At 68.0% G+C, this 23,346-nt stretch carries 24 protein-coding genes and 1 riboswitch; of the genes, 8 read left to right on the top strand and 16 right to left on the bottom strand.

What is annotated here, in order from left to right:
- Positions 1-69 precede the first annotated feature (69 nt).
- From AC5IG3_RS10165 to AC5IG3_RS10175, 3 genes are read right to left on the bottom strand one after another with little or no spacing between them, the layout of a single operon-like run.
- Positions 70-759 carry a response regulator gene (locus AC5IG3_RS10165; RefSeq protein ID WP_491906185.1) on the bottom strand — a complete coding sequence of 230 codons (690 nt, stop codon included), beginning with the start codon at positions 757-759 and terminating at the stop codon, positions 70-72.
- On the bottom strand, positions 756-2,006 hold the full coding sequence (locus tag AC5IG3_RS10170; RefSeq protein WP_491906186.1) for a PAS domain-containing sensor histidine kinase: 1,251 nt from the start codon (positions 2,004-2,006) through the stop codon (positions 756-758). The genes AC5IG3_RS10165 and AC5IG3_RS10170 overlap by 4 nt, the downstream gene beginning before the upstream one ends.
- Before the next feature lie 15 nt (positions 2,007-2,021).
- Positions 2,022-2,687 carry a sensor histidine kinase gene (locus AC5IG3_RS10175; RefSeq protein WP_491906187.1) on the bottom strand — a complete coding sequence of 222 codons (666 nt, stop codon included), beginning with the start codon at positions 2,685-2,687 and terminating at the stop codon, positions 2,022-2,024.
- Between the two features lie 271 nt (positions 2,688-2,958).
- On the opposite strand from AC5IG3_RS10175, the gene AC5IG3_RS10180 reads away from it, so the two are divergent.
- The 6 genes from AC5IG3_RS10180 (at position 2,959) to AC5IG3_RS10205 (ending at position 8,480) form a co-directional block, all read left to right on the top strand.
- Positions 2,959-3,900, top strand: coding sequence for a Crp/Fnr family transcriptional regulator (locus AC5IG3_RS10180; protein ID WP_491906188.1), 942 nt, complete (start codon positions 2,959-2,961; stop codon positions 3,898-3,900).
- Positions 3,901-3,906: 6 nt separating this feature from the next.
- A complete protein-coding gene (lon, locus tag AC5IG3_RS10185) occupies positions 3,907-6,285 on the top strand; it encodes an endopeptidase La (protein ID WP_491906189.1) in 2,379 nt (792 codons plus the stop codon).
- Positions 6,286-6,356: 71 nt separating this feature from the next.
- Positions 6,357-6,761: an HPF/RaiA family ribosome-associated protein gene (locus AC5IG3_RS10190; protein WP_491906190.1), complete on the top strand. Its 405-nt coding sequence runs from the start codon at positions 6,357-6,359 to the stop codon at positions 6,759-6,761.
- Positions 6,751-7,236, top strand: a complete 486-nt coding sequence (locus AC5IG3_RS10195) for a CBS domain-containing protein (RefSeq protein WP_491906191.1) — start codon at positions 6,751-6,753, stop codon at positions 7,234-7,236. Before AC5IG3_RS10190 ends, AC5IG3_RS10195 begins: the two co-directional genes overlap by 11 nt.
- Positions 7,233-7,505 (top strand): hypothetical protein, encoded by a 273-nt coding sequence (locus tag AC5IG3_RS10200; RefSeq protein ID WP_491906192.1) that lies wholly within the window; start codon positions 7,233-7,235, stop codon positions 7,503-7,505. Before AC5IG3_RS10195 ends, AC5IG3_RS10200 begins: the two co-directional genes overlap by 4 nt.
- 15 nt (positions 7,506-7,520) lie before the next feature.
- Positions 7,521-8,480 (top strand): ribose-phosphate diphosphokinase, encoded by a 960-nt coding sequence (locus AC5IG3_RS10205; protein ID WP_491906193.1) that lies wholly within the window; start codon positions 7,521-7,523, stop codon positions 8,478-8,480.
- Here AC5IG3_RS10205 and AC5IG3_RS10210 read toward each other — a convergent pair.
- Entirely contained in the window at positions 8,449-9,435 is a 987-nt protein-coding gene (locus tag AC5IG3_RS10210) for a hypothetical protein (RefSeq protein ID WP_491906194.1), read from the bottom strand. The two genes, AC5IG3_RS10205 and AC5IG3_RS10210, sit on opposite strands and share 32 nt — an antisense overlap.
- A gap of 306 nt (positions 9,436-9,741) precedes the next feature.
- Between AC5IG3_RS10210 and AC5IG3_RS10215 the strand changes: the two genes are divergently transcribed.
- Positions 9,742-10,122 (top strand): response regulator, encoded by a 381-nt coding sequence (locus AC5IG3_RS10215; protein WP_491906195.1) that lies wholly within the window; start codon positions 9,742-9,744, stop codon positions 10,120-10,122.
- Positions 10,123-10,142: 20 nt separating this feature from the next.
- On the opposite strand, the gene AC5IG3_RS10220 is transcribed toward AC5IG3_RS10215, so the two are convergent.
- From AC5IG3_RS10220 to AC5IG3_RS10255, 8 genes are all read right to left on the bottom strand, one after another.
- Positions 10,143-11,273, bottom strand: a complete 1,131-nt coding sequence (locus AC5IG3_RS10220) for an acyl-CoA dehydrogenase family protein (protein ID WP_491906196.1) — start codon at positions 11,271-11,273, stop codon at positions 10,143-10,145.
- Positions 11,274-11,313: 40 nt separating this feature from the next.
- The gene (hisC, locus tag AC5IG3_RS10225) at positions 11,314-12,417 is read right to left on the bottom strand and encodes a histidinol-phosphate transaminase (protein WP_491906197.1); all 1,104 of its coding nucleotides are present in this window, start codon (positions 12,415-12,417) and stop codon (positions 11,314-11,316) included.
- Entirely contained in the window at positions 12,414-13,085 is a 672-nt protein-coding gene (locus AC5IG3_RS10230) for a LysE family translocator (RefSeq protein WP_491906198.1), read from the bottom strand. Before AC5IG3_RS10230 ends, hisC begins: the two co-directional genes overlap by 4 nt.
- Positions 13,085-14,284, bottom strand: coding sequence for an acetyl-CoA C-acyltransferase (locus AC5IG3_RS10235; RefSeq protein WP_491906199.1), 1,200 nt, complete (start codon positions 14,282-14,284; stop codon positions 13,085-13,087). Before AC5IG3_RS10235 ends, AC5IG3_RS10230 begins: the two co-directional genes overlap by 1 nt.
- A 13-nt stretch (positions 14,285-14,297) precedes the next feature.
- Complete coding sequence (gene aceK, locus AC5IG3_RS10240) at positions 14,298-16,070, bottom strand: bifunctional isocitrate dehydrogenase kinase/phosphatase (protein WP_491906200.1); 1,773 nt, start codon at positions 16,068-16,070, stop codon at positions 14,298-14,300.
- 13 nt (positions 16,071-16,083) lie between these two features.
- The gene (can, locus tag AC5IG3_RS10245; RefSeq protein ID WP_491906201.1) at positions 16,084-16,755 is read right to left on the bottom strand and encodes a carbonate dehydratase; all 672 of its coding nucleotides are present in this window, start codon (positions 16,753-16,755) and stop codon (positions 16,084-16,086) included.
- Between the two features lie 72 nt (positions 16,756-16,827).
- Complete coding sequence (locus tag AC5IG3_RS10250; RefSeq protein ID WP_491906202.1) at positions 16,828-17,292, bottom strand: PaaI family thioesterase; 465 nt, start codon at positions 17,290-17,292, stop codon at positions 16,828-16,830.
- A 4-nt stretch (positions 17,293-17,296) separates the two neighbouring features.
- Positions 17,297-17,770 (bottom strand): MerR family transcriptional regulator, encoded by a 474-nt coding sequence (locus tag AC5IG3_RS10255; protein WP_491906203.1) that lies wholly within the window; start codon positions 17,768-17,770, stop codon positions 17,297-17,299.
- A 73-nt stretch (positions 17,771-17,843) separates the two neighbouring features.
- Here AC5IG3_RS10255 and AC5IG3_RS10260 point away from each other — a divergent pair, with 73 nt between their 5' ends.
- Complete coding sequence (locus AC5IG3_RS10260; protein WP_491906204.1) at positions 17,844-18,920, top strand: MBL fold metallo-hydrolase; 1,077 nt, start codon at positions 17,844-17,846, stop codon at positions 18,918-18,920.
- Between the two features lie 14 nt (positions 18,921-18,934).
- Here AC5IG3_RS10260 and AC5IG3_RS10265 read toward each other — a convergent pair whose 3' ends face one another.
- The 4 genes from AC5IG3_RS10265 to mnmG are packed head-to-tail and all read right to left on the bottom strand — an operon-like array spanning position 18,935 to position 23,079.
- The gene (locus tag AC5IG3_RS10265; RefSeq protein WP_491906205.1) at positions 18,935-19,729 is read right to left on the bottom strand and encodes a ParA family protein; all 795 of its coding nucleotides are present in this window, start codon (positions 19,727-19,729) and stop codon (positions 18,935-18,937) included.
- A gap of 55 nt (positions 19,730-19,784) precedes the next feature.
- Positions 19,785-20,399 carry a LysE family translocator gene (locus AC5IG3_RS10270; protein WP_491906206.1) on the bottom strand — a complete coding sequence of 205 codons (615 nt, stop codon included), beginning with the start codon at positions 20,397-20,399 and terminating at the stop codon, positions 19,785-19,787.
- Between the two features lie 51 nt (positions 20,400-20,450).
- Entirely contained in the window at positions 20,451-21,122 is a 672-nt protein-coding gene (rsmG, locus tag AC5IG3_RS10275) for a 16S rRNA (guanine(527)-N(7))-methyltransferase RsmG (protein ID WP_491906207.1), read from the bottom strand.
- On the bottom strand, positions 21,106-23,079 hold the full coding sequence (gene mnmG / locus AC5IG3_RS10280; RefSeq protein ID WP_491906208.1) for a tRNA uridine-5-carboxymethylaminomethyl(34) synthesis enzyme MnmG: 1,974 nt from the start codon (positions 23,077-23,079) through the stop codon (positions 21,106-21,108). Before mnmG ends, rsmG begins: the two co-directional genes overlap by 17 nt.
- A gap of 117 nt (positions 23,080-23,196) precedes the next feature.
- Positions 23,197-23,304, top strand: a riboswitch (TPP riboswitch).
- The last annotated feature ends 42 nt before the right edge of the window (positions 23,305-23,346 follow it).

Genomic DNA, 23,346 nt, shown 5'->3' on the forward strand with positions numbered 1-23,346 from the left:
ACCTTAGGCGCGCGCGGAGCGGGTGTCCATCAGGCGCAGCCCTGCGTCAGCGTGTGCTGGAGTGGCGGCTCAGGCCGGGTGGATGCTGTCGAAGCTGGAGTCGGGCTGGTCGATCTGGTGCTCCAGCCCGTAGCGGATCAGCGCGGCCATATTGGGCAGCTGCAGCTTGTCCTGGATGCGGCTCTTGTGGGTGCTGACGGTCTTCACCGACAGGTGCAGCACTTCGGCGATGTCGGTGATGCGCTGGCCGGCGACGATGCGTTGCAGCACATCCAGCTCGCGGTCGGTGAGCGCATCATGGCGCGGTGCCCGCGCTACGCCGTTGAGCTGCTGCACCACGCGCTCGGCCATGCTGGCGGTCACGAAGGCGCCGCCGCCGGCCACCTTGCGCACGGCGGCGACCAGTTCGGTCGCTGCGCTGTCCTTGGTGAGATAGCCGTTGGCGCCGGCCTTGAAGGCGCGCAGCGCGTACTGCTCCTCGGCGTGCATGCTCAGCACCAGCACGGCGATCTGGGCGTCGTGCGCCTTGATGCGGCGGATCAGGTCCAGCCCGTTCATGTCGGGCATCGACAGGTCGACCAGCGCCAGATCGACGTGCTGGCGCCGCAGGCACTCCATCGCCTGGAACCCGGTGCCGGCCTCGGTGATGTTCCATTCGCTGGTGATGGGACTCAGGATGCGCTTGATGCCTTCGCGCACGATGGTGTGGTCATCGACCAGCAGCAGCTGCAAGTGGGGATGGCCCTGAGGGATGTTCATGTGCGCTCCTGCAGGGTGTGACCATCGGCGGCGCGGCGCAGCGGCAGCCGCACCGTGATGCTGCGTCCGCCACCGGGCGTGGCGCCCAGTTCCAGCTGGCCGCCCAGCATGTGGGCCTGCTCGCGCAGGGCCTGAGTGGGGTCGGCGTAGGTGTCTTCATCCGGGTCCACATCCGGGACCGGGATGGCAGGGTGGCTGTGCCGGCCCCCGGTCCAGTGGTCCGCGCGGGCGGCGGGCCAATCGTCACCGTTGCCCTGCACGACCAGTACCAGCTCGCCTGGCCACTGTTGCAGCGCAATGCAGACCTTGTCGCCACGTGAGTGGCTCTCCAGATGAGCCAGCGTTTCCTGCACCATGCGGTAGAGCGCCACCGAGGTGCGCTCGCCCAGCGGCGGGTCGCTGTCGTCGAGGTGGAGCTGGATGTCGATGCCGTTGCGCCGGGCCGAGTCGCGTGCCAGCCAGTCGATGGCCGCGTTCAGTCCCAGGTCGTCGAGCACCAGCGGACGCAGGTCGGTGGCGATGCGGCGCACGGTGGCCACGGCCACGTCCAGGCTTTCGAGCATCGTGTCGACATGGGCCTCGCTGGTGGCCTGGTCATGCGCCAGGCGCGTGCCTGCCAGTTCCATCTTCAGCGCGCTCAGGCGCTGGCCCAGCTCTTCGTGCAGTTTGCGGGCAACGTGGCGGCGTTCATCCTCGCGGGCATTGATGGTGGTGGTGGTGATGCGCCGGTCCATCTCGGCCTGCTTGCGCAGGGTGATGTCGGTCAGCGTCAGGCGCAGCAGCGGTTCGCCCTGGCGTTGCATCACCCGCAGGCAGTCGAGCTGCCCCTGCCGCAATTCGCCACCCTGCAACTGCAGCGTGAGTTCAATCCGCTGCACCCCTTCGTTCTGCAGCGTGTGCAGCCGGTGCAGGTGCCAGCGGTCGCCGTCTGCGCTTGCGATGAAGCAGGCCAGATTGCGCAGCAGCAGCGCCGGGCGTTCCTGGCCGAGCAGCGCTGCGCCGGTCAGGTTGACCTCGACCACCGCCCCGCTGGCATCCAGCGTGAAATAGCCCACCGGCGCAAAGTCGTAGAGATCGACATAGCGGTCGCGTGCGGTCGCCAGATCAAGCTGCGTGCGGCGCAGCTCCTCGTTCTGCATCTTGAGCTCGATCTGATGCACCATCAATTCATGGACCAGCGCTGCGTTGGAAAACGTGGGCCGGCGCCGGCGAGCGGTGGAGAGTGCCGTGGCGTGGGTCTTTCGCATGGTTCTGCGCATGGTTCAGCATTCGCCCGCTGCGCAGGGTGGCGTAGGCGCAGTCGAGGACAGGAGAGGAAGTCTTACCACCAGTCGGGTGCCGCCACCCGCGCCGGGCTCTATCTGCATGTGCCCGCCCAGCATACGGGCGCGCTCGCGAATGCCCCTCAGGCCAAGCGAATGATCCAGCGATGGCGGCGCCGAGAAACCAATGCCATTGTCCTGCACGCTGAGCACCAGGTCCTGGTCCTGCCTCAACAACTCGATCTCCACGGTGGTGGCCCGCGCATGGCGGGCCACATTGGTCAGCGCTTCTTGAACGATGCGGTAGAGCACGATGGAGGCTGCTGCGCTGACAGGCGGTTCGGTCTCCTCGAAATGAACGACCACCTGAATGCCGATGCGGCGTGACGACTCGCTCGCCAGCCACTCGATAGCCGCATGCAGCCCCAGGTCGTCCAGCATCGTCGGCCGCAGGTTGGCGGCGATGCGGCGGACCGAGGCCACCGTGTCGTCCACCATGCCCAGCATGGCTTCGATGCGCTCATGCGGCACGCCTTGCAGCTGTGTGGGCAGAAGCAGGCTGGCGAGTTCCATCTTGAGTGCTGTCAGCCGCTGGCCCAGTTCGTCGTGAAGTTCACGCGCGATGTGGCGGCGCTCTTCTTCAAGGCGAAAAATCATTTTTTTCATTTGCGTCCCCTGGCTTGTCTTTGCATGATCAACGCCTCTTCCCTCGCTCCATCCTAGGACACCTCCCACGGTGCGTGTTCCGTGTCGTTTTGCCTGAACCTGATCTCGGTCAACAAGAACAGGCGTTCGGACAATTCTTAATGCACGTCAGAAAACATCCGCTGCAAGTCGGCCTGAGCGCCGATAGCCTTGTGGCGCCGCCTGTCGCAAGCTGTGAACTGCGTTGGATCACGTCCCGGTCCGCAACCCAAGCCCGCAACAGGAGATCCCGATGGTCCACAACATTCAACTGCGCGATGACAGCTTCCAGGTCAAGAGCGTGATGCGCCGTGTGGGCGCGAGCGCCAGTACGACGGGAGAGCGCAGCAACCTGGCCGACCTGCTGAGGTTGCTGGATGACGCGCAGGATGCCAACGCCTGTGTGGCGGCCCACCCGATCAGCATCGACGCACACGTGCTGGCCGAGGTGGTGGTGCCGCTGCGTCGCCTCCATGCCGGCGAAATGCTGTTCCACGAAGGCGCGCGGGTGGAGTCGATCTACTTCGTGCGCGCCGGCACGTTCAAGGCGTTTCGCACCGCCGAAGACGGCTACGAGCAGGTGCTGGGCTTCTCCGGCCGGGCCGAGGTGCTCGGCTTCGATGCCCTCTGCATGAACCACCACCCCAACGCCGCCGTGGCACTGGAGGACGCCAGCGTCTACAGCGTGCAGGTGCGCGACATGTACACGCTGGGCCAGCGCCTGCCGGCGCTCGACCGGGTGGTGCACCTGGCGGCCAGTCGCGCGCTGGCGCGCCGGGGCGAGCTGGCCGACGTGATGGCCGCCGTGGCCGCCGAGGTGCGTCTGGCGCGTTTCCTGGTGCAGCTGTCGCAGCGCATGGCGGCCTGCGGCCAGTCGCCCTACCGCTTCCATCTGCGCATGGGCCGGCGCGACATTGCCAGCCACCTGGGCGTGGCGCACGAGACGGTCAGCCGCTCCTTCGGCGCGCTCACGAGTTGGGGCCTGGTGAACGTGCACAACCGCGAGGTCGAGATCCTGGCGCTGGAGGCGCTCAAGTCGTTTGCGCGCAGCACGCGCGGCACGCTGGAGGAGGCCCGTCGCCCGCAGGCGCCCAACGGCCATCACGGCCACAGCGGGCCGAATGGATCGATGGGTGCCAAGAGCCCCTCGGCCATCAGCGCCGGTTTGTCTCGGGTGACGCCACAGCCGCAGTAAGCCGCGATGAACGCGCCCGCTGCGTCCTTTTCACCGCTGCCCAATGACGTCATCGCCCTGGTGCCGATGCGCAATGTGGTGCTGTTCCCGCATGTGCTGATGCCGATTGCGGTCGGCCGCGCCAGGTCGATCGCGGCGGTGCAGTACGCGCTGCAGGCCAAGGCGCCGCTGGGCATCGTGCTGCAGCGCGATGCCCAGGTCGATGACCCGGGGCGCGAGGCGCTGTGCGACGTGGGCACACTGGCCGAGGTGGTGCAGCACGTCGAGTCGCACGAGCAGCTGCACCACGCGGTCTGCCATGGCGTGCAGCGCTTTCGCATCGAGGCGATGGTGGAGGGCTACCCGTTTCTGGCCGCCCGCGTCCAGCGCATCACCGAGCCGGCGCAGGTCTCCACCCAGGCCGAGGCGCTGGGGCTGCAGCTGCGCGAGCGGGCCATCGAGATCCTGTCGCTGCTGCCCGGCGTGCCGGCCGAGCTGGCGCACTCGCTGCAGGCGGCACGGGCGCCGTCGCACCTGGCCGACATCGTGGCCAGCCTGATCGACGCGGAGGTGGTTGAAAAACAGCTGTTGCTGGAAACCGTCAGCACCGAGGAGCGGCTGCAGAAGGTGCTGCAGATCCTGTCGCGCCGCATCGAGGTGCTGCGCCTGTCGCAGGAAATCGGCGAGCGCACCAAGGAGCAGATCGACGACCGCCAGCGCAAGTTCCTGCTGCGCGAGCAGCTCAAGACCATCCAGAAGGAGCTGGGCGAGGGCGACGAAGCGAACGACGAGGACATCGAGCAGCTGGCCGAGGCCATCACCCGCGCCGGCATGCCGCCCGAGGTCGAGGCCCACGCTCGCAAGGAGCTGGCGCGGCTGCGCCGCATGGCCGATTCGTCGGGCGAGAACTCGATGCTGCGCACCTGGCTCGAATGGATGACCGAACTGCCCTGGGCCACGCCGCCCGAGGCGCCGATCGACCTCAACGCCGCACGCCAGGTGCTGGAGGCAGACCACTACGGGCTGGAGCGCATCAAGCAGCGCATCGTCGAATACCTGGCGGTGCAGAAGCTCAACCCGCAGGGCCGCGCGCCCATCCTGTGCTTCGTCGGGCCGCCCGGTGTGGGGAAAACCTCGCTCGGCCAGAGCATCGCCCGTGCGCTGGGCCGGCCGTTCGTGCGCGTGTCGCTGGGCGGCGTGCACGACGAGGCCGAGATCCGCGGCCACCGCCGCACCTACATCGGCGCGCTGCCCGGCACCGTCATGCAAAGCCTGCGCAAGGCCGGTACGCGCCACTGCGTGATGATGCTCGACGAGGTCGACAAGGTCTCGTCCAGCGCGCACGGCGACCCGTCGGCGGCGCTGCTGGAGGTGCTCGACCCCGAGCAGAACAGCACCTTCCGCGACAACTACCTGGGCGTGCCCTTCGACCTGAGCCGCGTGGTGTTCATCGCCACCGCCAACGTCATCGACAACGTGCCGCCGCCGGTGCGCGACCGCATGGAGGTGATCGACCTGCCCGGCTACACCCAGGAAGAGAAGCTGCAGATCGCCCGCGCCTACCTGCTGCGCCGCCAGCGCGAGGCCAACGGCCTGCGCGAGTCGCAGTGCGAGCTGACCGAGGCGGCGCTGCGCAGCCTGGTGGCCGACTACACCCGCGAGGCCGGCGTGCGCCAGCTGGAGCGCGAGATCGGCCGCGTCATGCGCCACGCCGCCATGCGGGTGGCCGAAGGCTCGGCAGAGAGCGTGCGCGTGGACGCGGCCGATCTGGACACCCTGCTCGGCCCCGCCCGCTACGAGCACGAAACCGCGCTGCGCAGCAGCCTGCCGGGTGTGGCGACCGGGCTGGCGTGGACGCCGGTGGGCGGCGACATCCTGTTCATCGAGGCCACGCGCGTCTCGGGCACCGGCCGCCTGATCCTGACTGGCCAGCTGGGCGACGTCATGAAGGAAAGCGCGCAGGCCGCGCTGACGCTGGTGAAGTCGCACGCCGCCGTGCTGCACCTGCCCGCCGGCATGTTCGACCACGTGGACGTGCATGTGCACGTGCCCGCAGGCGCCATTCCCAAGGACGGGCCGAGCGCGGGCGTGGCGATGTTCATGGCGCTGGCCTCGCTGTTCACCGACCGCGCCGTGCGCCACGACGTGGCCATGACCGGCGAGATCAGCCTGCGCGGCCTGGTGCTGCCGGTGGGGGGCATCAAGGAAAAGGTGCTGGCCGCGCAGCGCGCCGGCCTGCGCCGGGTCATGCTGCCGGCACGCAACCAGAAAGACCTGCGCGACGTGCCCGACTCGACCCGCAGTGCGCTGGAGTTCATCTGGCTGAACACGGTGGACGACGCCATCCGCACTGCGCTGGGCAGCGTCGAAACGCGGCTGCGCGGCGAGGGCTTTGAACTGGTCTGAGCTTGCGCCAGCGCACGGCGGCCTGATGCAGGCGTGGCCACACTGGGGCATTCAACGCGAGGAGCGCCGCCATGAAGCAGCCACTGCAGATCCATTTCCTCGGCATGCAACCCTCCGGCGCGGTCGAGGCCGCCGTACGCCAGAAGGTCGAACACCTGGAGCGCTTCTGCCCCGACCTCATGTCGTGCCGCGTGGCAGTCGAGTTGCTGCAGAAGCACCAGCACCAGGGCCGGCCCTACGGGGTGTGTGTCGACCTGACGTGGCATGGCCACGAACTGGTGATCAACCGCGTCCAGCATGAAGACGTGTACGTCGCGCTGCGCGAAGCCTTCGACGACATGAAGCGCCAGATCGAGGACGTGATCCGCAAACGGCGTGACCAGGAAAGGCAAGCCCCCGGCGCATTGCAGGACGAAGTGCCCGCCGAAGTCGAGAAAGCTCAGCGCGTGAGCCAGGGGAAGAACCATGCCGGCTGAAGCCTATGCCGCGCTGTCGGATCCGCTGAGCGCGGGCGCCATCTGCACGCGCATCGTCACGGTGGCGCCCCGGCAGATGGCCGTGGACGAGGCCGCCCGGCTGATGCGCACCCACCACGTGGGCACGCTGGTGGTGGTCGACGAGGCTGGGCCGGGCCGCAAGGTGGTCGGCCTGCTGACCGACCGCGACATCGTCACGGGCATCCTGGCGCCGGGGCTGGATCCGGGCATGATCCGGGTCGAAGACCTGATGAGCACCGATCTGGTGCTGGCGCGCGAGTCGGACTCGATTCTTGACGTGCTGGGCCAGATGCGCCGCAAGGGCGTGCGCCGCGTTCCGGTCACGGACGAACTCGGCGTGCTGGTCGGCCTGGTGGCGATCGACGATGTGCTGGAGGTGCTGGCCCAGGCGCTGCAGCGGGTGGTTCAGGTCCTGGACCGCGGCCGCCAGCGCGAGCCGGAGGTGCGGCCATGAACCTGCCGGTCGATGACGATGGCCCTGGCGAGATCGTCGCCCGGCCTGACGGCTACCACTGGACGGCGCCCGACGGTACGCAGGAGTTCGGCCCGTTCGAGACGCTGGAGCAGGCACAGAACTTCCGCAACACCTTCGACGACAACGCCCCCGCTCCCACCGAAACCCTGCAGGAAGCCGAGGACGAGATCGGCATCGCCCAGTGGCTGGACCCCGAGACCGGCCAGCCGGCCGAGGGCCAGTGCCCGCCGCACCTGGACGAGGATTGAGCGCGGTCTGCCCCCATGCTGCTGTTTTCGCTCGACCCTGACAGCAGCTTGGCCCCCGCGCTGGCGGCTGAACTGGCGGCGGTGATCTCACCGCATGAGGATCGCGCCTTCGAGGACGGCGAGCACAAGCTGCGCCCGCTGGTGGATCCGCGCGGGGCGGATGCCTACGTCATCACCAGCCTCTACGGCGATCTGCAGGACAGCCCGCACGACAAGCTGTGCCGCCTGCTGATCTTCCTGGCCACGCTGCGCGAGCATGGCGCGGCGCGCGTCACGGCGGTGCTGCCCTACCTGGCCTATGCCCGCAAGGACCGGCAGACCCAGCCCTTCGATCCCGTCACGTTGCGCTACGTGGCGCAGTGGCTGGAGGCGGCCGGCTTGGCACAGCTGATCGTGCTGGAGGCGCACAACCTGGCCGCGTTGCAAAACGCCTTCCGTTGTCCGACCTGGCATCTGCAGGCTCACCACGCGTTCGATGCCGCGGTGCCTGACCGGGTGGGCGACCGTCCGCTGGCCGTGGCTTCGCCCGACCCGGGCGGCGTCAAGCGTGCCCAGCTGTGGCGCGAATCGCTGGCGCTGCAGCTGGCGCGCCCGGTGGGCTTTGCAATGGTCGACAAGCGCCGCAGCGCGGGCGTGGTTCGCAGCGACCCGCTCGTGGCAGGCGACGTGGCCGGCATGGCGGTGCTGCTGCTCGATGACCTGATCGCCAGCGGCGACACCATGCGCCGTGCCGCGCTGGCCTTGCGCGAAGCGGGGGCGAGTGAAGTCATCGCCTGCGCCGCGCACGGCCTCTTCACCGGCCCGGCGCCCGATGCGCTGGCTGACCCCGCCGTGGCCCAGGTGTGGGTGACCGACAGCGTGCCGTCCTTCCGGCTGGACGCTGCCGCGCCCGTGCGCACCAAGCTGCACATCGTCTCGGCCGCGCCGCTGTTCGCGCAGGCCATCAAGGCGAGCCGGGACGCCTGGTGGCGTTGAAGGTCTGCAGGCCGGGCAGGGCGGCCAACGCCTGGTCGATGTAGCGCTGCGCCTGCGGCTGCCACTTCTCCGGTGTGCGTGGCGGTACTTCCAGCAGATGGGCCAGCGCCAGCCGGGCGCGCAGCAACGCGCGGTGCGCGGTGTAGAAGGACATCAGTGCGGGTGATGGCGCATGGCCCAGTGCGGCAGTGCAGCGGCTCGTCAGCCGGTCGCCGATCCAGCCGGCGCCCGCCAGCCGGCACTCCAGCGCCAGAAAAGCCAGCTCGTCATACGGATCGACCTGGCGCAGCGCGGCGTTGAACTCCAGGCCGTCAATGATCAAGGGTGTCACCCCGCACGCCTGCGCCGGGTCCGCCAGCAGGCAGACGTGCTCCGGGCGCAGATCGCCGTGGCCATCGACGACATGGCGGTGCCGTACCCGCGCTTGCAGTGGCCCGGCGTGCTGCGCCAAGGCCGCGTCGACGCCGGCCAGTGCCGGCAGGACGAGTCGCAGATCGTCCTGAAACTGCGGCAACTGCAGCACGGCACGGTTGGCCGCCTGCTCACGCTGAAAGCGGCCGAGATAGTCCTGCGGCGTCAGCCATGTTTTGGGTGCACGCAGGTAGAAGGCCGTGAGCACGGCGGCCAGCGCATCGATATCAGCGGCTCGAACCTGGCCCCCGCTCATCAGGTGCGACAGCATGCGGTCGGCCGGCAGTCGGCGCATGTGGACCAGCCAGTCAAGGGTCTGACCTGAGGTGGCAAGATGCGATTCAGGCACCAGTGACAGGCTCCCATCATGAGCCTGCAAAGCCATCAGGCCAAGATAGACACCAGGCGCCAGGCGGTGATTCAGCCGCAGCTCCTCCCGGCAATAGAACTCGCGCGCGGCCAGGGTCGAGAAGTCCAGAAACGGATGGCGCACCGGCTTCTTCAGCTTGAACACCTGTTCGCCGGCGAAGAACAGCCACGACATGTGGGTCTCGCAACAGTCGGGCGGCTGTGGCAGGCCGGGGTACGCTGCAGCTGAACGCAGAAAGCGCAGCCGGACGTCGTATGACGGCGGTTCAAGGGCTTCGGGCTTCATGCATCGCCTTGCTGGACAAGGGGGTTGAACGTGTCCGGGTGAACGGACGGACAAGCCTAGTCGCTGCATCGCCGCGGGGGGATGCTGCGGCGCAAGGATGGATCGCTGGGCCCCTCGGACGCTGCTGGGTGTGGCGGCCAGTCAGAATGGCGGCATGTGACCTGCACCGGGCGGGCGCGCACCACCCCCCGCCGCATGAGCCGCATCCTCATCATCGAAGACCACGCTGAAATCCGCCGCCTGATCCGCTGGACGCTGGAGCCTGAAGGCCATGAGATCCACGAAGCCCTCAACGGCGTGCAAGGCCTGCGCGAGGCGCTGATGCTGCGCCCGGACCTGATCGTGCTGGACGTGATGCTGCCCGGCGGCCTGGACGGCTACGAGGTCTGCACGCGCCTGAAGGCCGACCCCGACCTGAAGCGCATTCCCGTGGTGCTGCTGACCTCATTGGGTCAGGAGCGCGACCGCAAAGCGGGCTGGCGCGCCGGGGCCAATGCGCACCTGGCCAAGCCCTTCATGCCGCTGGAACTGGTCGACGAGGTGGCGTTTCTGCTGCAGCCATCGGCCCAGGCCTAGGCCGAAATTCAGACTCGGGCTCAGGCCAGTGCGCGGCCGATCAGGATCTTCTGCACGTCGGACGTGCCTTCGTAGATCTGGCACACGCGCACGTCGCGGTAGATGCGCTCGACCGGGAAATCGCTCACGTAGCCGTAGCCGCCCAGCGTCTGGATGGCCGCCGAGCAGACGCGCTCGGCCATCTCGCTGGCAAACAGCTTGGCCATCGCGGCTTCCTTCAGGCAGGGCAGGCCGGCGTCCTTCAGGCTGGCGGCGTGCCAGATCAGCTGGCGCGCGGCCTCGATCTGCGTGGCCATGTCGGCCAGGCGGAACTGCACCGCCTGGTGCTGGAAGATCGGCTGGCCGAAGGTGATGCGGTCCTTGCTGTAGGCCAGCGCCGCCTCGAACGCCGCCCGCGCCATGCCCACCGCCTGCGCGCCGATGCCGATGCGGCCACCCTCCAGCCCTGACAGGGCGATCTTCAGCCCCTGGCCCTCCTCGCCCAGCCGCCAGGCGGCGGGAATGCGGCAGTTCTCGAAGTTGATCTGTGCCGTGTCGCTGCTGTGCTGGCCCAGCTTGTCTTCCAGCCGCGCGACCGTGTAGCCAGGCGTGGCGGTGGGCACCAGAAAGGCGCTGATGCCTTTCTTGCCGGCGGCCTTGTCGGTTACCGCCATCACGATCGCCACGTCGCCGTTCTGGCCGCTGGTGATGAACTGCTTGACGCCGTTGAGGACGTAGTCATCGCCATCCCGCACCGTGGTGGTTCTGAGCCCACCCGCCTCCGAGCCGACATGGGGCTCGGTCAGGCAGAACGCGCCCAGCCAGTCGCCACGCGCCAGCGGCTTCAGGAATTGCTCTTTCTGTGCCGCGTTGCCGAACGCCATCAGGATCGAGCAGACCGGGCAGTTGTTGACGCTGACCACGGTGGACGTGCCGCCGTCGCCCGCCGCAATCTCTTCCAGGATGAGGGCCAGCGCCAGATAGTCCAGCCCGGCGCCATCGTGCTCGGCGGGCACCGCCACGCCGTAGCAGCCCAGCGCCGCCAGGCCCTTCAACTGCTCGGCGGGGAAATGGTGCTCGCGGTCCCAGCGCGCCGCGTGCGGGGCGATCTGGTCCTGCACATAGGCGCGCACGGCGTCCTGCACGGCACGGTGGTCTTCGCTGAGCAGCATGGCGGGTCTCCGGTGGATTTTTTCGGGTCTGGTGGGGGAGTCAGGCGACCAGTTCGCGCAGTGCCGTCACCAGCGCGGCGCATTCCGCTGGCGTCCCGATGGTGATGCGCAGATAGGGGGCGATGCGCTCGGGCTGGCTGAAGTGGCGCACGATGATGGCGCGCTCGCGCAAGCCCTGTTGCAGCGCCGCGCCGCTGTGCTGCGGGTGGCGCGCGAAGATGAAGTTCGCCTGCGAGGGCAGCACCTCGAAGCCCAGCGCCGTCATGTCGGCCACCAGCTGCTCGCGGCTGGCGATCACGGCGGCGCAGGTCTGCTCGAAATACGCGGCATCTTCGATGGCGGCCTGCGCGCCCACCAGCGCGAGCCGGTCGAGCGGGTAGGAGTTGAAGCTGTCCTTGACCCGCGCCAGCGCCTCGATCAGCGGCGCCTGGCCCAGCGCGTAGCCCACTCGCAGGCCGGCCAGCGAACGCGACTTGCTCAGCGTGTGCACCACCAGCAGGTTGGGGTAGCGCGGCACCAGCGCGGCGGCCGACTCGGCACCGAAATCGACATAGGCCTCGTCGATCACCACCGGTATGTCGGGCCGGGCCTGCAGCAGGCGCTCGATCTCTGCCAGCGCCACGCCGCAGCCGGTGGGCGCGTTGGGGTTGGGGAAGATCACCGCGCCGGCCTGACCGTCGGCACTGGCGGCGATGTAGTCGTCGATGTCGAGCTGCAGCTGCGCATCCAGCGCCACGGTGCGCGGCGTGATGCCGTGCAGCCGGCAGTAGGTCGGGTAGAAGCTGTAGCTGATGTCGGGGTAGAGCAGCGGCTTGGGTTGGCCGGTCGCATCTTCGTGCTTGAGCAGTGCCATGAAGGCATGCGCCAGAACCTCGTCCGAGCCGTTGCCCACAAACACTTGGTCCGGGCTCAGACCATGAGCCTGGGCGATGCTGGCGCACAAGGCGCTGGCGCTCGGGTCGGGGTAGAGGCGCAGGCTGGCGGCGTCATCACCCAGCACGGCCTGGATGGCCTGCAACACGCGTGGACTGGGCGGGTAGGGGTTCTCGTTGGTGTTGAGCTTGATCAGCTGTGCCAACTTGGGCTGCTCGCCCGGCACGTAGGGCTTGAGCTGGTGGACCAGGGCGCTCCAGTAAGGACTCATGGATGGGACTCGGGCAAAGAGGAAAGTGAAAGCCGCAGTGCCAGCCCGGCAAACAGCAGGCCGGACGCGCCTTGCAGCGCACGCAGCGTGGCAGGCTGTGGCTGCCAGCGCCGCAGTGGCGCGACCAGCAGCACCAGCGCGGTCAGGAACAGCGCGCTCTGCAGCACGAACCACACACCCAGCGCCAGGAAGGCCAGGGTCTTGTGCGGCGCATCGGCGGCAATGAACTGCGGCAGCAGCGCCAGGAAGAAGATCGCCACCTTGGGGTTGAGCACATTGGTCAGCAGGCCCTGGCGGAAGGTCCGCGCGTGGCTGCAGGTCTGCTGGCTGTTTGGCGCGGGTGACTTGTCCACAGCCGCCTGCGGCATCAGCGCGCTGCGCAACAGGCCGAACGCCAGCCAGAGCAGATAGGCTGCGCCGGCCCACTTGATGGCGTTGAATGCTGCGGCCGAGGCCGCCATCAACGCCGCCAGCCCGAAGGCCGCGCCCAGCGCGTGCACGATGCAGCCGGCGCTGATGCCTGCCGCAGCCGCCAGCCCGGCACGGACGCCCTGCTGCAGCGTGCGGGTCAGCGTGAAGATCAGGTCGACGCCCGGCGTGGCGTTGAGCACCAGCACGGTCAGGCTGAAGAGGGCGAGGTCCTGCAGTCCCAAGGCGTTGAACAGCATCACAGCATCTCCACCGCCAGCGCGGTGGCTTCGCCGCCGCCGATGCACAGGCTGGCCAGGCCGCGCTTCAGGCCGCGTTGCTTCAGCGCGCCGAGCAACGTCACGACGATGCGTGCGCCCGAGGCACCGATCGGGTGGCCGAGCGCGCAGGCGCCGCCGTGGACGTTGACGATCTCGTGCGGCAGCTGGAAATCAGACATGGCGGCCATGGTGACGGCGGCGAAGGCTTCGTTGACTTCCCACAGGTCGACGTCGCGGGCCTGCCAGCCAGCCTGGGCGAGCGCCTTGCGGATGGCGCCGGCGGGCGCGGTGGCGAACCAGGCCGGTTCCTGCGCGTGAACAGCATGGCTCACGATGCGAGCCAGTGGCGTGATGCCTTGCTGGCGCGCCGTGGATTCACGCATCAGTACCAGCGCGGCGGCGCCGTCGCTGATGCTGCTGGCGTTGGCGGCGGTGATGGTGCCGTCTTTCTTGAAGGCGGGTTTCAGCCCGGCGATCTTGTCGAGCTTGGCCTTGAAGGGCTGCTCGTCGTGGCGGATGACGGTGTTGCCGCCCTTGCCTGACAAGGTGACGGGGGCGATTTCCCAGTCGAACGAGCCGTCTTCGTTGGCCTGCCGGGCGCGCTGGGTCGAGGCGATGGCGTAGGCGTCCTGCGCCTCGCGCGTGAAGCCGTATTTCTCGACGCACGATTCGGCGAACACGCCCATCGCTTTGCCGCGTTCATAGGCGTCTTCGAGGCCGTCCATCGCCATGTGGTCGAACAGCTGGGCGGCGCCGTACTTGATGCCCTTGCGCGCGAACATCAGGTGCGGCGCGTTGGTCATGCTTTCCATGCCGCCGGCGACGATCACATCCGCAGAGCCGGCGGCCAGCATGTCGTGGCCGAACATCATGGCGCGCATGCCGGAGCCGCACATCTTGCTCAAGGTGACGGCGCCGGCGCTCAAAGGCAGGCCAGCTTTCAGCGCCGCCTGCCGCGCGGGCGCCTGGCCCTGGCCTGCCATCAGGCAGTTGCCCATCAGTACTTCATTGAGGGCCTCTGGCGCCACGCCGGCGCGCTGCACGGCGGCGGCAATCGCCACGGCGCCCAGCTCCCAGGCCGCGAGGCTGCTGAAGTCGCCCAGCAGGCCGCCGATGGGCGTGCGCGCGGCGGAGGCGATGACGATGGGGTCATGGTTCGCGGTGGATGCGTTCGACATGGCGGGCTCCGGTTCAGGGCAAGGCGGTGACATGGCGTGACTGGGCAAAGCGCTTGTGCGGTTCGTAGGGGAAGACGTCGTGCACGTGGCCGGCCTGGATGCGTGCCTGGCAGCCCTGCCAGAAGGCGGCGTCGAGCAGGTCGGCGTGGTGCTGCATGAAGACGCGGCGCACGCTGGCGTTGCCGAGCAGGAAGGGGCCGAAGGTCTCGGGGAAGACGTCGCGCGGGCCGACGGCGTACCAGATCTCGCCGGACATTTCCTCTTCCTCCGTGCGCGGCTCGGGCACGCGGCGGAAGTGGCAGTCGGTGAGGTACTCGATCTCGTCGTAGTCGTAGAACACCACCTTGCCGTGGCGGGTGACGCCGAAGTTCTTCCACAGCATGTCGCCGGGGAAGATGTTGGCCGCCACCAGGTCCTTGATGGCGTTGCCGTATTCGATGACGGCGTGTTCGACCTCGGCCGGCGTGGCTTCCTGCAGGTGGAGGTTGAGCGGGATCATGCGGCGCTCGATGTAGACGTGGCGGATCACCAGCGATTCGCCATCGTCCTCGATCAGGCTGGGGCAGAAGTGCTGCAACTCGGCGATCAGCTCGTCGTCGAAACGCTCGCGCGGGAAGGCCACGTTGCTGTACTCCAGCGTGTCGGCCATGCGGCCAACGCGGTCGTGGGTCTTGACCAGCAGGTACTTGCGCTGGATGAGCTCGCGGCTGGTGTCCTTCTGCGGCGGGTAGAAGTCCTTGATGACCTTGAAGACGAAGGGAAAGCTCGGCAGGTCGAACACCAGCATCACCATGCCCTTGATGCCCGGCGCGATGCGGAAGCGGTCGCTGCTGTGGCGCAGGTGAGCCAGGAAATCGCGGTAGAACGCGTTCTTGCCCTGCTTCTGCAGGCCGAGGGCGCTGTAGAGCTCCCAGCGCGGCTTGCGCGGCATCAGGCTGCGCAGGAACTGCACGTAGGCGCTGGGGATCTCCATGTCGACCATGAAGTAGGCGTGCGCAAAGCTGAAGAGCACCAGGAGTTCGTCCTCGCCGAACAGCGCGGTGTCGATCTCCAGCCGGCCGGCGGCGTTGTGCAGGATCGGCAGCGCGAACGGCGTCTCGCGGAAGCCGTTGACGATCTTGCCGACCAGATAGGCGCCCTTGTTGCGGTAGAACAGCGACGACAGCACCTGGATCTGGAAGTTGGCGCGCAGCCGGGTGCTGTCGCGCGACTGGCGCTGGAGTTCGCCCAGCACCAGGCCGATGTCGCGGTCGAGGTCCTCGAACGGGCGCTGCAGGTCGAAGTGCTCGACCACCTGGCGCAGCATCTGGCGCAGGTTGTCGCGCGTGGGGTAGCAGGCGCGGTAGGTGGGAGTGGCCTGGGGCTCGTCGTTCTCGATGTACTCGGTGCTGACGGCCGGCCGCACGAAGATGAAGTCGTTGTTGAAGTAGCGGTGGTGCAGGATCTTGGTCGTGACCGAGTTGAAGAAGGTCTCGGCCAGCTCGGGCTGGTGGTGGTTCACCAGCAGCCCGATGTAGTGCAGCTTGATCTGCTGCCAGGTGTCGCCGGGCAGCGTGGCGGCCTTGAACTCGGTCTGCAGGCGCTCGGCGGCCTCGCCGACCCGCGTGTCGTAGAACTCGATGCGCTCGCGTTGGGCACGCTGCTGGCCGTGCCAGTCGGCCTGTTCGAAGCGGCGCTTGGCGTCGGCGCTGGTGGCGCGGAACAGCCGGTAGTGGCGGTCGAAGCCCTCCAGCAACGCAGTGGCGATGTCGAAGGCTCGCGTGTCGTTGAGTTGCTGGGGGAACATCGGTCCGCCCCGATCAGCCGGCGGCGGGGGCCAGGTAGCGTGCGCTCAGCGCCTGCAGCGCGGTGGCATAGGCGGGCTGCACGTCCTCGGCCTTGCGCACCGTCATGCGCAGGTCCTGCAGCAGGCCGTTGTGCAGGCCGTAGACCCAGCCGTGGATGACCACTTCCTGGCCGCGATACCAGGCGTCCTGCACGGCGGTGGTGTGGCAGACGTTGCGGGCCTGCTCCAGCACGTTGAGTTCGACCAGCGCGTTGACGCGCTGCTCGGGCGCGACCTGCTCCAGCAGAGCCTCGTGCAGGAAGCGCACGTCCTTGACGTGGCGGATCCAGTTGTCGACCAGGCCCAGGCGCAGGTCGTTCAAGGCCGCCTTGACGCCGCCGCAGTTGCTGTGGCCTACGACGATGATGTGCTGCACCTTCAGCCCGTCGACGGCGAACTGGATCACCGACAGCGCGTTCAGGTCCGAGTGCGCCACCACGTTGGCGACGTTGCGGTGCACGAACAGCTCGCCGGGCAGCAGGCCGACCAGCTCGTTGGCCGGCACGCGGCTGTCGGCACAGCCGATCCACAGGTATTGCGGCGTCTGCTGTTCCAGCAGGCGGGTGAAGAAACCAGGCTCGTCCTGCTCCGTCTTGGCGGCCCAGGTGCGGTTGCTGGCAAACAGTTCTTGCAGTTCAGTACTCATGGTGGGGATTGTTGCGCAGGCGGGTGTCCGCGCGGTTTCAGCGCGCGATCAGCGTGTTGTTCAGGGTGTCATTCAGTGCCGCACGTCGTCGCGGCCGGTCACGGTCATCAGGGTGGCGTTCATGGTGGCCACCAGCTGTTCTTCGTCGGGCCGGCTCGGGTGCGGTTGCCACGCGCGCGCGTCGGTGACGCTGATGGTGCGGCCGGCCTTGGTGACCTCGGCCTCGACGCGGATGCGCGGCCCGCGCGCGGGGCTGAGCAGGTTGATCTTGAACTCGATGCTCAGCACGCCCGCGTCCGCCGGCATCAGCGTGGCCGCCGCATAGCCGCAGGCCGAGTCCATCACCGCCGCCAGCATGCCTGCGTGGATGAAGCCGTGCTGCTGCGTCAGCTCGGGGCGGTGGTCCAGGTTCATCACGATGCGGCCGGGGGTCACGTCCAGCAGCTGCGCACCGAGGGTGCGCATGGCACCTTGCAGGGCGAAGGAGGCGCGCACGCGGGCGTCGAAGTCGGGGTCGGCGGGAGGGCGGTGTGACATGGCTTCAGGTCTTGGCGTGGGTGTGGGTGCTGTTGTGGGTGCGGGTGTCCGTGTTCTGCGCTTCGGCGATCAGCTGGTGGCAGCGTTCTTCATGCTGGGTGATTTCGGCCAGCGTGATCTCGATGTCTTCGAGCTGCTGCGCCAGCTGCTGGCGATGCTGCTGCAGCACGGCCAGAAAGGCCTGCAGCTGCGGTGCGGTGTCGGCGGGCGACTCGTACATGTCGACCAGCTGCTTGATCTCCTGCAGGCTCAGGCCCAGGCGCTTGCCGCGCAGCGTGAGCTTGATGCGGGTGCGGTCGCGCTGGGTGTAGACGCGGTTGCGGCCGTCGCGGCTGGGCGTGAGCAGGCCGACGTCCTCGTAGAAGCGGATGGCGCGCGAGGTGAGGTCGAACTCCTGCGCCAGCTCGGTGATGGTGAAGGTCGTGCTGGCGGAAGACGTGGCAGAGGCGGGCGCGCTGGGGTCGGCGGTCAGGGTCATGAGGCTCTCGGTAAACTTCCGTTGACGTCAACGTCAATTCAAAAAATCACCGCCAGTCTAAACAGGAAATCCGATGGCCAACGCACTCGAACATCAATTGGTCTATCCGCACGGCGACACCCTGCCTGCCCCTGGCACGACGCTGGAGGTGGCGCCCGGCGTGCGCTGGCTGCGCATGGGCCTGCCGTTCGCGCTTGACCACATCAACCTGTGGCTGCTGCGCGATGAGATCGATGGCCGCGCTGGCTGGACGGTGGTCGACTGCGGCATTGCCAACGACGCCACGCGGGCCAGCTGGGAACAGATCTTCGCCTCGCCCGAGCTGGAAGACCTGCCGGTGCTGCGCGTCATCGTCACCCACATGCACCCGGACCACATCGGCCTGGCGGCCTGGCTGTGCGAGCGCTGGAGCACGCCCGGGCAGGATTGCCGGCTCTGGATCAGCGCCACCGACTGGAACGCCGCGCGCATGGCGTCGGCCAACACCACCGGCTTTGGCGGCGAGGCGGCGGCGCAGTTCTTCGGCAGCCACGGCCTGACGGACCCCGAGAACCTGGCCAAGGTGCGCGCCCGTGGCAACTACTACGGCAGCATGGTGCCGGCGGTGCCGGGGCGCTTCAGGCGCCTGCTGGACGGCATGACGCTGCGCATCGGCGGGCGCGACTGGCGCTGCTGGGCCGGCTACGGCCACGCGCCTGAGCACATCAGCCTGCACTGCGCCGAAACGGGCGTGATGCTGGCCGGCGACATGGTGCTGCCGCGCATTTCCACCAACGTCAGCGTGATCGACATCGAGCCGGAGGCCGACCCGCTGCCGCTCTACCTCGACTCGCTGGAGCGCCTCAAGGCGCTGCCGGCCGATACGCTGGTGCTGCCGGCCCACGGCAAGCCATTTCGCGGCCTGCACGAGCGTATCGCCCAGCTGCAGGGCCACCACGACGAGCGGCTGGCCGAAGTGCTGGCCGCCTGCACCGAGGCGCCGGGCTCGGCCCAGGACATGCTGGCCGTGCTGTTCAAGCGCCCGCTCGACCTGCACCAGACCACCTTCGCGATGGGCGAGGCCATCGCCCACCTGCACGCGCTGTGGCACGCCGGCCAGCTGCGGCGCGTGCGGGATGCCCGCGGCGTGTGGCGCTTTGCTGCGGCCTGACCTGTACGGCCTGATCAGGCCGTTGTGCGGCGCGGGCTGCCGCTGACCTCGACCCGCGCCGCCAGTTCATGGGCGAACTCCACGAAGGCGAGCGAGCCTTTGGCATTGGGGTCGAACACCACGCCAGGCAGACCGTAGCTGGGTGCCTCGGCCAGCCGCACGTTGCGCGGGATGATGGTGTTGAACACCTTGTCGCCGAAGTGGTTCTTGATCTGCTCGCTGACCTGCTGCTGCAGCGTGATGCGCGGGTCGAACATCACGCGCAGCAGGCCGATCAGCTGCAGGTCGCGGTTGAGGTTGCCGTGCACCTGCTTGACGGTGTTGACCAGGTCGGACAGGCCTTCCAGCGCGAAGTACTCGCACTGCATCGGCACGATCACGCCGTTGGCGCAGTTCAGGCCGTTGAGCGTGAGCAGGCTGAGCGACGGCGGGCAGTCGATCAGCACGAAGTCGTAGTCGTCGCTCGCCTCGGCCAGCGCGAGCTTGAGGCGGCGCTCGCGCTGCTCCAGCGTGACGAGTTCGATCTCGGCGCCGGCCAGCTCGCGGTTGGCGCCCAGCACGTCGTAGCCGACCCGCTCGCAGTGCAGGCGGGCCTCACGCACGCTGGCGCTGCCCAGCAGCACGTCGTAGATCGACAGCGTCAACGCGCGCTTGTCCACGCCCGAGCCCATGGTGGCATTGCCCTGCGGGTCCAGGTCGATCACCAGCACGCGGTAGTTGATGGCGGCCAGGCCGGCGGCCAGATTGACGGTGGTGGTGGTCTTGCCGACGCCACCCTTTTGGTTGGCGATGCAGAAGATACGGGCCATGGATGCGGTCAAAGTGAGGGCGTGAACAGAACGTAGGTGATCGACAGGATGCAACTCAGCTGCGCACCAGGCGCAGGCCGAAGCCGATCATGCACAGCCCGGCGCCGCGCTGCAGCCACTGGCTCAGGCGCTGATGCTGCCGCACGCGCTGCGCCACCTGCGCGGCCAGCGCGCACAGCGCCAGGCAGTAGGCGGCGGTGATCAGCGCAATGGTCACGGCCATGGCCGCAAACGTGGGCAGGCCGCGGTGCGTGGCCGGGTCGATGAAGAGCGGAAAGAAGGCCATGTAGAAGATGATGGCCTTGGGGTTGAGCAACGTGATCAGCAGGCTCTGGCGAAAGTAGTGGCCCGGGCTGATGCGCACCGGGCTGGCGTCCTCACCGGGCTGGGCCCGCACCAGCTTCAGGCCGATCCACGCCAGGTAGGCCGCGCCACCCCAGCGCAGCGCGTCGAACCAGTTCGGGTGGGTGGCCAGCAGCGCCGCCACGCCGGCCACCGCCAGCCACAGCAGGATCTGGTCGCCCACGATCACGCCCATCATCGCCGCCATGCCGGCTTTCATGCCGCCGTGTCCGGTCGAGCGCAGCAGCGCAAAGTTGCCCGGGCCGGGAATGGCGAGGAAGACCACGATCGCGGCGCAGAAGGCGCCATAGTCGGCAATGCCCAGCATGGTGTGACTCCAGAGTGAGGTCGATCGACTGTGGATAAGTGGCAATGTGACTCAGGCCGCGCGCCGGGGCCGCAGCCACAGCAGGCAGCGCTCGGCGTCCAGGCCCGGCACGGCCAACGGTTCCACGTGAAACACTTCCACGTCGGCGGGCAGGGCGTCGATCTCGGCCTGCGGGTGCTGGCCCTTCATCGCCATCCAGACGCCATGCGGCGCCAGCAGATGGCGCGTCAGGTTGACGAAGTCCGCCAGCGACGCAAACGCGCGCGAGGTGATCACGTCCCAACCACCCGCCGGCAGCGCCAGCTGCTCGACCCGGCTGTGCAGCCCGGCCAGATTGCGCAGCTTCAACTCCGCAGCCACCTGGCGGATGAAGCTGACCTTCTTGCCGACGGTGTCGACGCAGCTGACCTGCAGCGCCGGATCGATGGCTGCCAGCACCACGCCAGGCAGGCCGCCGCCGCTGCCGACGTCCAGGATCTTGGCGCCGCCGCCAAGGCCCATCGTGCCGAGCTGCCGGCGCAGCGGGGCCACGACGGTCAGGCTGTCGAGCAGGTGGTGCGTCAGCATCTGCTGCGGGTCGCGCACGGCGGTCAGGTTGTAGACCTTGTTCCAGCGCTGCAGCAGGTCGAGGTAGCCCAGCAGCTGCGCGGTGGCGGCCTCATCCAGCGGCACGCCCAGCGCCGCAGCGCCGGCGATGAGGGATTCTTCAGGCGGCTTCTGCATAACCCTTGAACTTGTTCTTTTTCAGGTGGACCAACAGCAGCGAGATCGCCGCCGGCGTGATGCCCGACAGGCGCGTGGCCTGTCCCAGCGTTTCGGGGCGGTGCTTGGTGAGCGTCTGGCGTACCTCGAAGGACAGGGCAGTGACCTGCGCGTAGTCCAGCTCGGTCGGCAGCGCCAGGTGCTCGTAGTGCGCGGCGCGCAGCACCTCGTCGTTCTGCTTGTCGATGTAGCCGGCGTACTTGGTGGCAATCTCGATCTGCTCGATCACCGCATCGGCCAGCACCTGGCCCAGCTCGACATGCAGAGTTTCACGTGAAACAACGATGTCGGGCCGCGCCAGCGCCGCCACTTCGGTGAGTGCGTCATAGCCGATGCCGGGGCGGCGCAGCAGGTCGGTCAGGCTGTATTCGTGGCCGAGCGCCACGCCCAGAATGCGCTCGGAATCTGCTGCCGCCAGGATGCCCGGGTGCACCCAGGTGCTCTTGAGCTTCTCTGTTTCACGTGAAACAGCGTCGCGCTTGCGGTTGAAGGCGGCCCAGCGCACATCGTCGACCAGACCGATGCTGCGGCCGATTTCGGTCAGGCGCATATCGGCGTTGTCCTCGCGCAGCTGCAGGCGGAACTCGGCGCGGCTGGTGAACATGCGGTAGGGCTCGGTCACGCCCTTGGTGATCAGGTCATCGACCAGCACGCCCAGATAAGCCTGATCGCGGCCGAAGCGCGTGGCCGCCTTGCCCTGCACCTGCAGCGCAGCGTTCATGCCGGCGTATAGGCCTTGCGCGGCCGCTTCTTCGTAGCCTGTGGTGCCGTTGATCTGGCCGGCGAAGAACAGTCCGTTGATGGCCTTGGACTCGAAGCTCGACTTCAGCTCGCGCGGGTCGAAGTAGTCGTATTCGATCGCGTAGCCGGGCCGCAGGATGTAGGCGTTCTCCAGGCCCGGCATGGTGCGCACGGCGGCGAGCTGGATGTCGAAGGGCAGGCTGGTGCTGATGCCGTTCGGGTAGAACTCGTGCGTGGTCAGGCCTTCGGGTTCCAGGAAGATCTGGTGCGAGTCCTTGTCGGCGAAGCGGTTGATCTTGTCTTCGATGCTCGGGCAGTAGCGCGGACCGACCCCTTCGATCACGCCGGTGAACATCGGGCTGCGGTCGAAGCCGGTGCGCAGGATGTCGTGGGTCTGCTGATTGGTGTGCGTGATCCAGCACGGCACCTGGCGCGGGTGTTGCGCGGCGTTGCCGAGGAAGCTGAAGACCGGCACCGGTGAGCTTGGAGGCGCTCCGTCGGCTGACGGGACGCCATCACCCGGCTGCTCGGTGCACTTGCTGAAGTCGATGCTGCGGCCATCGATGCGCGGCGGCGTGCCGGTCTTGAGCCGGCCCTGCGGCAGCTTCAATTCCTTCAGCCGCGCCGACAGGCTCACCGCCGGCGGATCGCCCGCGCGGCCGGCGGGGTAGTTGTTCAGGCCGACGTGAATCTTGCCGTCGAGGAAAGTGCCCGCCGTCAGCACCACCGCACGGGCGCGGAAGCGGATGCCGATCTGCGTCACCGCGCCCACCACCTGGTCGCCTTCGACCATCAAGTCATCCACCGCCTGCTGGAAGATCCACAGGTTCGGCTGGTTTTCCAGCCGCTGGCGGATGGCGGCCTTGTAGAGGATGCGGTCGGCCTGGGCGCGGGTGGCGCGCACGGCAGGGCCTTTGCTGCCGTTGAGGATGCGGAACTGGATGCCCGATTCATCGGTGGCCGCCGCCATCGCACCGCCGAGCGCATCGACCTCCTTCACCAGGTGGCCCTTGCCGATGCCGCCGATCGACGGGTTGCAGCTCATCTGCCCCAGCGTCTCGATGTTGTGCGTCAACAGCAGCGTGGCGCAGCCCATGCGCGCGGCGGCCAGCGCGGCCTCGGTGCCGGCGTGGCCGCCACCGACCACGATCACATCAAAATTTTGCGGATACAGCATCACACCAGCCTCAGAACGTCGAGAAACTCCCCAGCGCGGGGCAGCCCGCAATTTTAGGCGGCGCCTGTGGATAAGTCACCGCCGCATTGACATGGCCGCACCGGCGCGCCCACAATCGTCCCCGCTCCGGGGTGCGCGTGAATTGACGCGCTGAGATGGTGATGGCACCAAACCCGCGAACTTGATCCGGTTCATACCGGCGTAAGAAGAGCTGTCAGCGCCTGAGTCCCTCACCTCTGTTTCACGTGAAACACCTCGGACGCTGAT

It is taken from the genome of Leptothrix sp. (in: b-proteobacteria) (assembly GCF_965250675.1).
Classification (GTDB): Bacteria; Pseudomonadota; Gammaproteobacteria; order Burkholderiales; family Burkholderiaceae_C; genus Sphaerotilus.

What these genes read in the sequence shown, in the direction of transcription:
- AC5IG3_RS10165 (WP_491906185.1), bottom strand. Translation starts at nt 759, where the DNA reads ATGAACATCCCTCAGGGCCATCCCCACTTGCAGCTGCTGCTGGTCGAT.
- AC5IG3_RS10170 (WP_491906186.1), bottom strand. Translation starts at nt 2,006, where the DNA reads ATGCGAAAGACCCACGCCACGGCACTCTCCACCGCTCGCCGGCGCCGG.
- AC5IG3_RS10175 (WP_491906187.1), bottom strand. Translation starts at nt 2,687, where the DNA reads ATGAAAAAAATGATTTTTCGCCTTGAAGAAGAGCGCCGCCACATCGCG.
- AC5IG3_RS10180 (WP_491906188.1), top strand. Translation starts at nt 2,959, where the DNA reads ATGGTCCACAACATTCAACTGCGCGATGACAGCTTCCAGGTCAAGAGC.
- lon (WP_491906189.1), top strand. Translation starts at nt 3,907, where the DNA reads ATGAACGCGCCCGCTGCGTCCTTTTCACCGCTGCCCAATGACGTCATC.
- AC5IG3_RS10190 (WP_491906190.1), top strand. Translation starts at nt 6,357, where the DNA reads ATGAAGCAGCCACTGCAGATCCATTTCCTCGGCATGCAACCCTCCGGC.
- AC5IG3_RS10195 (WP_491906191.1), top strand. Translation starts at nt 6,751, where the DNA reads ATGCCGGCTGAAGCCTATGCCGCGCTGTCGGATCCGCTGAGCGCGGGC.
- AC5IG3_RS10200 (WP_491906192.1), top strand. Translation starts at nt 7,233, where the DNA reads ATGAACCTGCCGGTCGATGACGATGGCCCTGGCGAGATCGTCGCCCGG.
- AC5IG3_RS10205 (WP_491906193.1), top strand. Translation starts at nt 7,521, where the DNA reads ATGCTGCTGTTTTCGCTCGACCCTGACAGCAGCTTGGCCCCCGCGCTG.
- AC5IG3_RS10210 (WP_491906194.1), bottom strand. Translation starts at nt 9,435, where the DNA reads ATGTCGTGGCTGTTCTTCGCCGGCGAACAGGTGTTCAAGCTGAAGAAG.
- AC5IG3_RS10215 (WP_491906195.1), top strand. Translation starts at nt 9,742, where the DNA reads ATGAGCCGCATCCTCATCATCGAAGACCACGCTGAAATCCGCCGCCTG.
- AC5IG3_RS10220 (WP_491906196.1), bottom strand. Translation starts at nt 11,273, where the DNA reads ATGCTGCTCAGCGAAGACCACCGTGCCGTGCAGGACGCCGTGCGCGCC.
- hisC (WP_491906197.1), bottom strand. Translation starts at nt 12,417, where the DNA reads ATGAGTCCTTACTGGAGCGCCCTGGTCCACCAGCTCAAGCCCTACGTG.
- AC5IG3_RS10230 (WP_491906198.1), bottom strand. Translation starts at nt 13,085, where the DNA reads ATGCTGTTCAACGCCTTGGGACTGCAGGACCTCGCCCTCTTCAGCCTG.
- AC5IG3_RS10235 (WP_491906199.1), bottom strand. Translation starts at nt 14,284, where the DNA reads ATGTCGAACGCATCCACCGCGAACCATGACCCCATCGTCATCGCCTCC.
- aceK (WP_491906200.1), bottom strand. Translation starts at nt 16,070, where the DNA reads ATGTTCCCCCAGCAACTCAACGACACGCGAGCCTTCGACATCGCCACT.
- can (WP_491906201.1), bottom strand. Translation starts at nt 16,755, where the DNA reads ATGAGTACTGAACTGCAAGAACTGTTTGCCAGCAACCGCACCTGGGCC.
- AC5IG3_RS10250 (WP_491906202.1), bottom strand. Translation starts at nt 17,292, where the DNA reads ATGTCACACCGCCCTCCCGCCGACCCCGACTTCGACGCCCGCGTGCGC.
- AC5IG3_RS10255 (WP_491906203.1), bottom strand. Translation starts at nt 17,770, where the DNA reads ATGACCCTGACCGCCGACCCCAGCGCGCCCGCCTCTGCCACGTCTTCC.
- AC5IG3_RS10260 (WP_491906204.1), top strand. Translation starts at nt 17,844, where the DNA reads ATGGCCAACGCACTCGAACATCAATTGGTCTATCCGCACGGCGACACC.
- AC5IG3_RS10265 (WP_491906205.1), bottom strand. Translation starts at nt 19,729, where the DNA reads ATGGCCCGTATCTTCTGCATCGCCAACCAAAAGGGTGGCGTCGGCAAG.
- AC5IG3_RS10270 (WP_491906206.1), bottom strand. Translation starts at nt 20,399, where the DNA reads ATGCTGGGCATTGCCGACTATGGCGCCTTCTGCGCCGCGATCGTGGTC.
- rsmG (WP_491906207.1), bottom strand. Translation starts at nt 21,122, where the DNA reads ATGCAGAAGCCGCCTGAAGAATCCCTCATCGCCGGCGCTGCGGCGCTG.
- mnmG (WP_491906208.1), bottom strand. Translation starts at nt 23,079, where the DNA reads ATGCTGTATCCGCAAAATTTTGATGTGATCGTGGTCGGTGGCGGCCAC.